The following is an 11236-nucleotide window of genomic DNA, read 5'->3' as shown; positions in this document are numbered from 1 at the left end:
GCTAATCAGCGATCTTATACATGACTTTAAGTTGATTGTAATCTTTCGGCAATGCCTTGGCCAGTCCCTGGGCATTCTTATTTCCGGGAATGATCACAAAGCGGAACAGTAAATTTTCCTCCACCTCTTTCCGCCCGATATCGAATCCCGTATTTGAGATTAATATGCGGATCAGTGCGTTCGTTTGATCTAGGTGGAAGCTATAGTCCACCCAGTCGTATAGGCGTCCTTTGCAATTGAGCTGGCTAATAAAAGAGCCCTTCTCCCCCACATCCTCCCGTACGTAAACCAGTACCGCGGCTTCATCGAGTAATTTGGGGTTATCGTAAAATTCGCGTACAAAAAAATCTCCGGAGATATTTCCCGAGCTAGGCGACTGGTAACTGCCGTATAGCGTCCGCCATTCACTGTAGATAACATCCGTTTGTGGTCCGGCAGGACCTCTTAAGTTCATAATGGGATCCCCCCATCCTGTTGTGGTTTTGGGGCCATACAAATTTCCGGTAGCAATACTGATGTAGTAGTCGCCTGCCCTGCCGAGCGTATCCTGCGGAGTACCATAGCCATTATGGATTTTGGATCCTGCCGCACCATTGGTACCATTGGTTCCCGCGGTGCCTGTTGCACCTTTTAAATTAACGGGTGTACCCCAGGTTGTGGCCGTTTTTGGTCCGTAAAAATCGCTGGTATTGGTACGGAAATAAAAATCACCGATTCGGCCCAGCGCTATATCAGGCACGTTGATGCCGCTCAAGATCTGCGATCCCGGAGCACCATTCAGTCCATTGGTTCCCTTGAGGCTGGTGGCATTTCCCCAGCCGGCTGCAGTTTTAGGTCCATAGAAATCACCTGTATTGCTCCGAAAGTAAAAATCCCCCAACTTGCCGATGGCAGCTACTGGCACCGTTGTACCGGCGAGGATCGTAGCCCCGTTCGTACCATTGGTACCATCTGTGCCATCTGCGCCTTTGGCACCGATCAAGCTAATGGGGGTACCCCAGCCAGCATCCGTCTTGGGGCCATAAAGCTGCCCCGTCGTGGTCTGGAAATAATAGTCACCATTGATCCCCATACCCGCAGCGGGTACGGCGGTGCCATTGTAGATTTTAGTACCATTGGCGCCCTTTAGATTGAGTGCAATTCCCCAGCCTGATCCTGTTTTGGGGCCATATAGATCCGTGTTGCTCCGGTTGAGATAGTAATCACCGATCTGTCCCAAGTTAGCGGTGGGTGCGGTAGTGCCGTTCAGTATTTTAGAACCAGGTATTCCAGGAACTCCGGGAGTCCCCGGTGCACCTGTAGCGCCAACAGCTCCTGTGGCACCGCGCAGATTGACCGGATCACCCCATCCTGTTGTGGTCTTGGGGCCATAAAAATCACTATTTGTCAATTGAAAATAGAAATCCCCGGCGATGCCCAGCGTTGTTGCGGGAATTGTATTGCCGGTATAAATCTTGGTCCCACTGAGACCTTCCAGTCCTTGTGGTCCCACATCTCCTTCTTTGGTACAGGAAAGCAAAAAGACCAATATCAAATTGAATAGAAAAAATCGATTACCTGATAACGTTTTCATATATGATTAAATTATAGTTACTAATTGGTGATAAACTCAGTGGCCTCGGCCAATTGTATTTCCAAACAAATAGAATAATTTAATCCACGTCATTTTTGGAGAATGAGTGAGGAGGGGTTTAAAATGAGTGAAGCAGGGGCATTTTTGAGTAAGTGACAGCCGGGTTGCACATTAAAAATCAGATCTGTCCACGATCTTGTAGATCGCTATCATCCCGGTCGAAGCCAATAATAGGTAAAGTAATGCTGATCTTTGTACTAAACTCCTCCGCGGCAGGCAAAGAACGGACGGTCAACGAAGCTACGGGATAGGGCGATTTATCATTGAGTAGATTGAGCCGGTCCTGCACCCCTTTTAGGCCAAAGGAAGTAGTTCTGAAGTTTTGCAGTCTTGACGTCTCTTTATGTTCAAAACCAACACCATTGTCCAATACGTCAATCACAAGAGATGCCGCAGTCTGCCGCAGTTTGATACAGATCATACCCTGGCGATCGACGAGATGGCGGATACCGTGATGGACTGCATTCTCCACCAGTGGCTGTATCAGCATAGAGGGTATCTTCATGTTATGGATATCCAGCTGTGGATCAACAGCTATCTCAAAGGAAAAGCTGTATGCAAAGCGGTCCTGCTCCAATTCGAGGTACAATTTGATCAGATGAAGCTCGGAGGAAATTCCTACAAGGGCGTAACGCGAATTCTCCAATACGATGCGGCTCAGGGTGGCAAATTTATGGATAAGGCTGCTGGCGCTTTTCGAATCATTTTCAATGACATAGGCTTCGATGGAGTTAAATACATTAAAGATAAAATGAGGATTCATTTGTGAACGGATGGCCTTCAGCTCGCTTTCCATCAACTTTTTTCTAAAATCAGCTTCCAGTTTCTCCTCTTTTTCCCTTTCCAGAATCTTAGTCTGTTCTTTGATCTTCCTTTCATTCGCAGATAATTCATCCTGTAACCGATCCGTATAGGCCAATTGGAGAGCGTTGATTTTTTTCTGCTGGCGCAGTCGATATAGAAATAGACCGGTCACGGTACCGATGACCACTAACAGGGCCAAGGCTTTAAACCAAGTGGTTTGAAACCATTTTGATTGGAGATGGATACCTAAGGTTGCAATCTGCGGAGACCATTGTCCATATTTATTACCGAGTCTAGCTTCGAATACGTAATCTCCACCCGGTAAATTGTTGTATACGGCCTGTGGATCTTCTTTCGTCACTACCCAGTCCGGATCTACCCCTTTCATACGATAGGCAAAGATATAGTCCCGCAAGGCGGCGGCGGGATGCGAAAAATCAATGACAAAATTATTTTCTTCGGGTTGCAGCCTTATCGTCGCAGGACCGAATAACAGGTCACTGCGGTTCCTGTTGGCGATGTAAAATTTACTAAATATTGGTTTTTCTGAAAGTTTGGAGGAAAAATCCAGCCCGGTTACATCCGTCCATAGCAGACCGATCGAGGTACATATTATTAAATTGTTGTCGATCAGCGATAAATCATAGGTCTTTGTCGGCAATGGCGGGATTATCCCCCTTCCACTATGCAACTGGATAAAAGCCTTTGTCCGGGGGTCAAATACCATAAATCCATCGTTGCTGCGTAGCCACAGGCGCCCTTGCTGATCCCTTTTTATATCATTGATGGAATTATGCGGAAAATCATTGTTGTCCCGATAATACTGAATAAATATTTTCCTGTGATTTTGGGTAATAGCACTTAATCCACTGCCGCCCGTACTGAACCAGAGGGTATCCGTGTTGTGCTGCGAAAAAGCAACAATCTTATTGGACCGCAAGCCGCCATTCTCCTTTTGTTGCGTAAACTGCCGCCAGCGAAAATTTTGCTTGTCCAATAGCTGCAACAAGCCGTTTCCATCTAATCCCATCCAGATGGTCTGGTTTCCATCTTTGCCAAGATTAATAATTTTGTTACTGGGCAGCCCCTTACTTTTGTCGTAACGGATAATGGTTTTATCGGATATATTATACTGATATAAACCATTGTTCCAGGTGCCAATCCACAAAAAAGGCTTACCATCGATTGAGTCTTTCAATACCGTATTGCAGTCGGCCACGTCAAAACCATATTTATCGCCAGTAATTGCCAGGGAGCGGATAGCCTGTTTTTTCGTAGTGTCAAAATAAAATAATCCATTATAATAACTGGAGAAATAAATGACCTGATCAATTACATTGACTTGGCTCATACTAACACCATTTAAAGAAAAAGTGGATATTTTCCGCTTTAAATCGGCACTCAATCGGCCAAAATTATTCTGGGTCCTATACCAGAGATCATCGCCCACTTTAAAAACATGGATAATGGGATCGCTATCGGCCGGAATCAGCCGGTTAACCTTATTCATCGATTCTTCATACCAAAAAAGCCCGTTTGAGGTACCCAGCCAATACCCGTTTGCTGTTTTCAGCATCACATTTACTTTGATCGGAAGTTCACATTTAGGACATAATTCACTCCATTTTATTTGCTGCTGATGTCCCGTTGCAGGTTGATATACCGTGATTCCCCTGGACACATGGCCAGCGATGATTTCATCCCTAACCGGATCGAATATCATGCACGGGTAAGTATTGTCATAAAATTTTTTGCTTTTTTGTTCGCCGAGCAGTTTGGTCTGCAATGCATTTTTTGCAGGATTATATTTGACTAGATCATTGTCATAATACATGCAATAGACTTCGCCTTTTCGAAAAACAAAACTGGATGCTGCATTTTCATCCGCTTGCTTCAAGTTAAAATTTTTCGCGATTTTAGTGCGGGGGTCATAGCTAAAGAAGCCTTCATAGCGTGTTCCTATCCACAATATACCATGGTTATCCTCGGTAATCGTATAAATACTCAGGACTTCATTTTTTTTGCTCAGTGGAAATCTAATTTGGTTTATCTCGCCCGTATTTGGATCCAGCACCTGCAGATCCGTTTCCTGCCCACCGAAATAGATCAATCCCGATTTACTTGCAAAGACCTCATACAGTTCATTTTTAAGTATCGACCGGTCCAGGCGGACGGGGAAATAAGTAATGGACTTGGACAGCGGTCTGCGTTTATCATAGCACAATAAGCCCTGATTGTCAGTTGCCATCCACACCCGTCCTATGGCATCTACAGCGATCTTTCCGAGATCATTGGTAAATCCCAAGGCTGCCTGATTGAATGGAATATGCTGTATTTGCGTACCATCGTAGTATGCCAATCCCTTGTTGGTTGATATCCAGACGATACCTTGTGCATCTACGGCCAATCCCCGAATATCATTGCTCGGCAAGCCTGATGCCGAGGAAAAATTGTATAGATTATAAGTCCTCTGTTGGGCGTATGAAATTGAGAACACCATCAGGGCAATAGACAAGCAAGCTATAAGAGATGTCCATTTCATACCATCAGGTTTAATGTCCGGTAAGCCGTTCGATGACCAGGCTTCTTTTTGAAGAAGAGACTTCGATTTCAGAGCCGTCTTCGAGTTCCAAAGTTCCCCCGTCTCCTTTTTTATAGCGCAACACATAATCCAGATTGACAATAACACTCCGATTGACCCGAATAAAGCTGTCCATTTCCAATAGCGGTTCGTATTCTTTCAGGGTTTTGGAAACAATTATTTTGGTTCCATTGACCTGATAGAATACAGAGTAGTTGCTCATGGCTTCGACCTTGATGATATCACTTTTTTTAACAAAATAGATACCTTCTATCGTGGGCAGCGAAATTTTCATGTGATTCGTACCGGACCGGGTTGTTGTGGCCGCGAGCTTTCTTTTAGTAAGTATCTTAATTTTAAGTTTATGAACGGCGCAGCTCAATTCTTCAGGATCAACGGGCTTTAACAAAAAATCCAATGCGTTGGCCCGGAGAGCCTCCAGGGTATATACCTGATAGGCTGTTACAAAAATAACTTCAAACTCAAACTGTCCAATATTTTCCAATAATTGAAAGCCATTCATTACCGGCATCTCCACATCCAAAAAAACCACATCCGGCTGGAGTGCCGTAATCTCACGCAACGCAATTAACGGATCATTGAAAATGTGCTCAACGATCAGGTCTTCGGCAAAATCCTTTAGTTTATGATGAAGTAAAGTACTTCCCTTCACTTCGTCATCAATTATTATCGCTCGAATCATAATTGGCGTAATAAATTAATCTCAACTAAATCTACTCTTTTTTTTAGAATATATACTGTACCGATGAGCGAATAAGCGTTATAAATGAGTGAACCATAGCTGTTAGCTTATCCTGTCCCATTTTAATGCGCATGATGATCATGGTGTCCATTAGCATTTTTAGTTGTTTCACCCGCCTTTGTATGTACCGTAAAATCGGCAGTATGTATCTTTCCATTGGTTTGGAACTCCACCCATATTCTATAAATACCTGCTTTTTTAATATGTGTTTCAGCATAAATCGGGAAGCGTTTGTCTGATACAGGATGAATATGGAGGAATTCCTTCTCCTCTTTGCTAATCATCGCAATATGGGCAGTAGCAGCTAAGTAAGGTTCTATGTCGTTTTCAGTTAATTTTTTACCATCTTTTACAACCGATATTTCCAGCGGCTGCGACCTGTTGGTTTTTAAATCATCACCATTTTCTAGTGTAACGGTATAGCCGTCGACCAGGGAAACAAATTTGGTTGAAAAATCCATCTTGTCATTCCCCCCGCTCCCGCTTACGATAATCTCCTTTTTGTCCACTAACGGCGCTGCTCCATGTGGTTTAAAATCTGAAAACAGAAGATATTTACCGCTATCAGGGAATGTTTCCATGATGCTATATGAGCCATCTGCCTGTTCTTTGGGATGGATGTGACGAAACCACGAAAGGTTTTCATCCACAACCATTAGATGCACCTTCATTTCATGCGAAATATCCAATGGTATGTTTTTGTTGTTTTCCTGAAAAGCGAATATCAGCTTCGCTGCTGTTCCTGCTTTAATCGTTTGTGGATCCGTCAGGAGCTTAACGTCTATTTTTACAGAATTTTCATCGGAAATAGGTACTAGATCCATTCCGCATTTAGGGCATTTGTCGCCTTCCTTCCCTCTAACTTCGGGATGCATAGAACAGGTGTAAACGCTGTCACTGTTGCTGTGTTGATGATTTTTCATAGCTGAAGTTTTTTTTTCTATATTGTTGCAGGCTGTAAAAAATATCCCTGCAACGAGTGAACATATTAGTACTGGTGCTTTAAACGATTTAAACATTTTATTCCATTTAAGATTAGTTATAGATCATACTTATTATTTTTCACGGTTTGCTCAACTTTTGCATTCACGGCACGGTCATGATCGCAATTGCGACATGAGTAATACAGATCTATATTGCAAATTTAGGCACAGGGCGCCCCGCTTTATTGTGCAATTTCTTGTTTGATTTGCAAGATTTACGGATTTACTTTTTCCGCTTCGATCAAACTGTTACTTACCATGGGTGCACTGTTTAATGGCATTTCAGCTACTGCGATCACTGGGATTTGGCAAAGCCATAATCTATCTGCATCAACAGTTTGTAAACCGGCACGTTTCCATTGATGTTTCGATCTGAATGGTGGGGTGCTGAATATTTAAATTTTTCAATTTTTGCAGGACATCTTCCCGTACCCGGCGCATGAGTGTAATATCACTATCCGCCGGTACAACAATGTGGGAAGTCAGAATATGCTTTTCTCCATCCATTGTCCAGATATGAAGATCATGGATATCCGATACATGCGGTATCGCAAGGAGCTCATTGAGCAGTTTACCTTCATCAATCCCATGAGGTTTTGCCTGTAGAAAAATAGAGAGGCCATTACTGATGTTTTTTACAGCGTTAAAAAGGATAAATGCAGCAATTCCAAGTGACAACAATGGATCGATCCAATACCAGCCCGTAAAGTACATAACGATACCTCCAATCAAAACAGCGATCCAACCCAGAGCATCCTCCATAAGATGAAGCATTACTGCTTTTTGGTTCAGTGAGCTCTTATTCCCTTTCTTTAACCTCAATACCGCTGCACCATTAAACAGAAGTCCAAGGATGGCCAGCCAGAGCACCCCCTGAACATGAACTTCCTCCGGATGGAAAAAACGTGGTATCGCATTTATTGTGATCACAACCGATCCTACGAAAAGGATCAGCGAGGTTATCAACGCCGCTAAAGTTGAAAACCGGCGCTTGCCATAAGTAAAAGTCGCTGTTCTGCCCCTTTCGGATTCCTTTTCCAGCACAAGTGCCGAAGCGATGGCCAAGCTGTCTCCCAGGTCATGAATGGCATCTGAAATAATGGCCACCGAATTTGTAAACAATCCTCCAAAAAACTCAATGATCGTAAAGCTGACATTGAGAGCGAGCGCTACTTTCATGTTGTTTGCTACGGGATGGATATGCATTCCATCGTGATGATGGTGACCGTGACCGTCACATCCGGCATCATGTCGGTGTACGGTCTCTTGATTGATATCTTCCATAATTGTAATTTCTTGTGTTCAAATCTATAGCACAAAGAAACGAAATAGAAGAAGTCAATTTATTGGATATAAAGCGGTATCTATAGGACGAAACGATGCTGGGATCCCTATGCTGAAGATTAACTGGGAGAAAGAGCCGTGTATAAAAAATAAAAAAGGGATAAAACGATGTATAAAATCGAAGTGTTTATACATCACGCGTGTTATTGTCAGAAAATCAGGCCGATCGATCAGAAAAGGTGGTTTTCGTTCCTAAATTCATGAGCCGTGATGCCTACTGCCTTTTTGAAAAGCCTTGAAAAATAAGAATGGTCATCGTAACCGAGGTAAATAGCAATTTCCTTGATCGTTTTCTTCGAATGGCAAAGCAGCCGTTTGGCTTCCAATATAATCCTGTTCTGGATATGGTCCGTCACAGACATTCCGGTTGCTATCCGGACACACTCGCGTAGATACGATGGGGAGATATTCAAAATATTGGCATATTCTCCCGGCTTTTTCATGTTCGAAAAATGTTTCTCCAACAGTTCCCGAAATGCTTTGGTGACGATCTGGTATCGGTTTGACTTCTCCGAACTTTGTACATTCCGCAAGTATTGGGATACATATAAGCCAATAAAAGCATTCAGATAATCGGATAATAAGGAACTATAGGCTCTATCTACTGTACTGTTGTATATGCTTTCACACAGCTCAACAGTACCCGACAATATTTTGGCATGCTCTCCTGAGACAAAAATCGGTTTGGCCGGTAAAAAAAGCTGTTCCAGGATATTGAAATATTCATCCTTGATATGTACGCTCGAAATGCCGATAATTGCGAATGACGAGTGCTGAAGGTCCAAAATCCGATGCACCTGGCTGGGGTGGATATAGGCGACAGTGTTTTGTCTGAGTATATACTGCTGGAAATCCAATTCAAGCTGTATTTCGCCTGATTCAATGACCAAAAAGAGGTGCTCGTCATGCCGATGCGCTATATGTTCACTGTCATCAGGAAGATCCTTTTGAAATTTCCTTCTTTTTACCAGTATCCCCACTTGGGGATTATCGGTTAAATTATTTATGGGAATATGTTTGTTGTCTCTTTTCATCCTGACCTTTTAACGATATTCTTTCGTTATTTTTGGCTACCAACCACCACAAATATAGCTCTTTTGGTGTCTCGGGGCATACAATCCTAATTTCTTTTCATCTATTTTATTTTGTTTGTATTGTTCTTTACCTTCACCAACAGTAGCGAAAGTGCTGCCACGAGCAATCCGATGGCCACTACCTTGTACGTGATCGAAAGACTTACATCTGCATCTTTCAGGGCGCCTCCGATATATACCGCGCGCCAAGGACAAAACCAATGCCTATCGTCTATTGCTTATTGATCGTCCGCAATGCTTTTTTAATGATGTACTTTGTTTCTTTACTATCACTCTCTTCTTCCCAACGTTTGCAAAGTTGCTGAACAAATGCGGGTTGCGTTTTACTTGCATCATTTAACCAATTCCCCACACTATCCTGTACATATTTTGCTTTATCGGATTTTAACCGTTCCAATATAGGCAGGCCTAATTCAGGATGTTGTTTGAGCATTTCGATATGTTCGCACCAGACTCCCCTTGGCCGGGTTGCCTCTGTTGCAAATCTTCTTATATTTTCGTCCTGATCTGATGTCCAACCGGAAAGCAGACTGATGCTTTCATCAAGATTTTCAGCAATTTTGGCTCTCACGGCCAGCCAACAGATTTCTCTTACGCCAAAATGTTTATCAGCGGCAAAAGGCTGAATCTGTTTAAGCGTTTCGGAAAGGTTCAGATTTTTATTTTTTCCGATTGTATATGTTGCCCAGCAGCGAACAAGGTCAGCACGATGATCTGACAGGATTGCTAAAAACTCTTTATCATTATTTTGCATCGTTTGTTCAAAAAGCCCTATCCCGATAGCCTCGTTTACGGTATTTACGGTTTGTTTGTTCAGCTGATCAATTTTTGTGCGAAGAGGGCTTAAATAAGCTGATCTTCCATTTTGTGCAAGTAAATTCTCCAATAAAAGTTGTTGGTCTACAGCTAGCCATTCCACGAGGTTGACCGTCTCCATTTCTCCACGGTTTAATTGGTCCAAAATATCTTTTGGAATATCTTTCGTGCTTCTTGCGCCTTTTCTTTTCATGTTGTTTACACTTGTTCAATCAATTCCTGAATATCCAATCTATCTAGAGAATACCGCTAAAACTTCTGTGGGTAGTTGATTTATCAAGTTTTCGTTCAGTTCTTCAATTTGCTGTTTTAAATTTTTCATATATTGTTTTATATTTTTGCAAAGTTTTGAAAGAAAAATCAGAACCACAATACCGCATATAATTATCCCTATGGGATAAAAAAGTCAATTTTATGAAATTAGAGGAAAGAGCAATAGAAGAAAAAATCTGTCCATTGGAATTTGCCGTTAATGCGATCAGCGGAAAATGGAAAATCCCGATTGTATGGCGAATCAATGAAGGCGAGAAAAGGCCAAGCGAGATGCTACGGGGTATCGCCAAGGTAGACAGACGTGTCTTAAACCAGCATTTGAAAGAATTGGAGCGGGACGGAATTTTGTGTAAAAAGAACTTTAATGAATTACCACCACGTGTCGAATATTCACTTACACCACTGGGCGAAAAATTAGTAGCGGTGCTTTGGAAATTGAACGATTGGGGAAAGCTTTTATTGGAGGATGCTGAAAAGGGCGAACGGCTCTAGTCCGCCCTCCCTTCAATCGTCATGCGATTCGAAACGTCCGCTTCCTTGCTCGATGTTGATGCGAAATACGATTAGCGAATCATGAAGCTGTGGATTTATTGCATGCGCAGGATGGCGTCCAGCCTCATTTGTATTGGGCATAATGCGCAGGATCAAGCCCTGCATAACCTGTTGTCGCTCCATATCCTTCAGTTCTTCGAAATTTCCCCACAGAATGACACTTTTCCATTTGAACATGCTGTCAATTTCGTCAACCTGAAAACAAACCCGAGGATTTGCGCGTAGCATTTCAATTTTTTTACCCTCTCCTGCCTGAGCATATATCGCATTATTCTGGTAAACATAGTTAACCGGGACAATGTACGTCTCGCCATTGACGTGGCAGCCTATCCGGCCTATAAACTGGCTCTCCAATAAAGTGATAATTTCTCTTTTACTCAATTCTCCCAACAT

Annotated in this window: 9 protein-coding genes; 1 reads left to right on the top strand and 8 read right to left on the bottom strand. The window is 42.8% G+C overall.

What is annotated here, in order from left to right; genetic code table 11:
- Nucleotide 1: 1 nt before the first annotated feature.
- The 7 genes from DCO56_RS12675 to DCO56_RS12645 form a co-directional block, all read right to left on the bottom strand.
- Complete coding sequence (locus tag DCO56_RS12675) at nt 2-1573, bottom strand: hypothetical protein (protein WP_108634135.1); 1572 nt, start codon at nt 1571-1573, stop codon at nt 2-4.
- A 178-nt stretch (nt 1574-1751) separates the two neighbouring features.
- On the bottom strand, nt 1752-4979 hold the full coding sequence (locus tag DCO56_RS12670; RefSeq protein ID WP_181390539.1) for a sensor histidine kinase: 3228 nt from the start codon (nt 4977-4979) through the stop codon (nt 1752-1754).
- Nucleotides 4980-4989: 10 nt separating this feature from the next.
- Nucleotides 4990-5721 (bottom strand): LytR/AlgR family response regulator transcription factor, encoded by a 732-nt coding sequence (locus tag DCO56_RS12665; protein WP_108634133.1) that lies wholly within the window; start codon nt 5719-5721, stop codon nt 4990-4992.
- Between the two features lie 122 nt (nt 5722-5843).
- Entirely contained in the window at nt 5844-6704 is an 861-nt protein-coding gene (locus DCO56_RS12660) for a heavy metal-binding domain-containing protein (RefSeq protein ID WP_219929384.1), read from the bottom strand.
- 390 nt (nt 6705-7094) lie between these two features.
- Complete coding sequence (locus DCO56_RS12655; RefSeq protein WP_108634132.1) at nt 7095-8048, bottom strand: cation diffusion facilitator family transporter; 954 nt, start codon at nt 8046-8048, stop codon at nt 7095-7097.
- Between the two features lie 230 nt (nt 8049-8278).
- Nucleotides 8279-9142: a helix-turn-helix domain-containing protein gene (locus tag DCO56_RS12650; protein ID WP_108634131.1), complete on the bottom strand. Its 864-nt coding sequence runs from the start codon at nt 9140-9142 to the stop codon at nt 8279-8281.
- A 271-nt stretch (nt 9143-9413) separates the two neighbouring features.
- The gene (locus DCO56_RS12645) at nt 9414-10211 is read right to left on the bottom strand and encodes a DNA alkylation repair protein (RefSeq protein WP_108634130.1); all 798 of its coding nucleotides are present in this window, start codon (nt 10209-10211) and stop codon (nt 9414-9416) included.
- Nucleotides 10212-10432: 221 nt separating this feature from the next.
- Between DCO56_RS12645 and DCO56_RS12635 the strand changes: the two genes are divergently transcribed.
- Entirely contained in the window at nt 10433-10783 is a 351-nt protein-coding gene (locus tag DCO56_RS12635; RefSeq protein WP_108634129.1) for a winged helix-turn-helix transcriptional regulator, read from the top strand.
- Nucleotides 10784-10795: 12 nt separating this feature from the next.
- Here DCO56_RS12635 and DCO56_RS12630 read toward each other — a convergent pair whose 3' ends face one another.
- Nucleotides 10796-11236, bottom strand: coding sequence for a pyridoxamine 5'-phosphate oxidase family protein (locus tag DCO56_RS12630; protein ID WP_108634128.1), 441 nt, complete (start codon nt 11234-11236; stop codon nt 10796-10798).

The organism is Sphingobacterium athyrii (genome assembly GCF_003071065.1).
Classification (GTDB): Bacteria; Bacteroidota; Bacteroidia; order Sphingobacteriales; family Sphingobacteriaceae; genus Sphingobacterium; species Sphingobacterium athyrii.
This window is presented reverse-complemented; position numbering and strand designations above follow the sequence as displayed.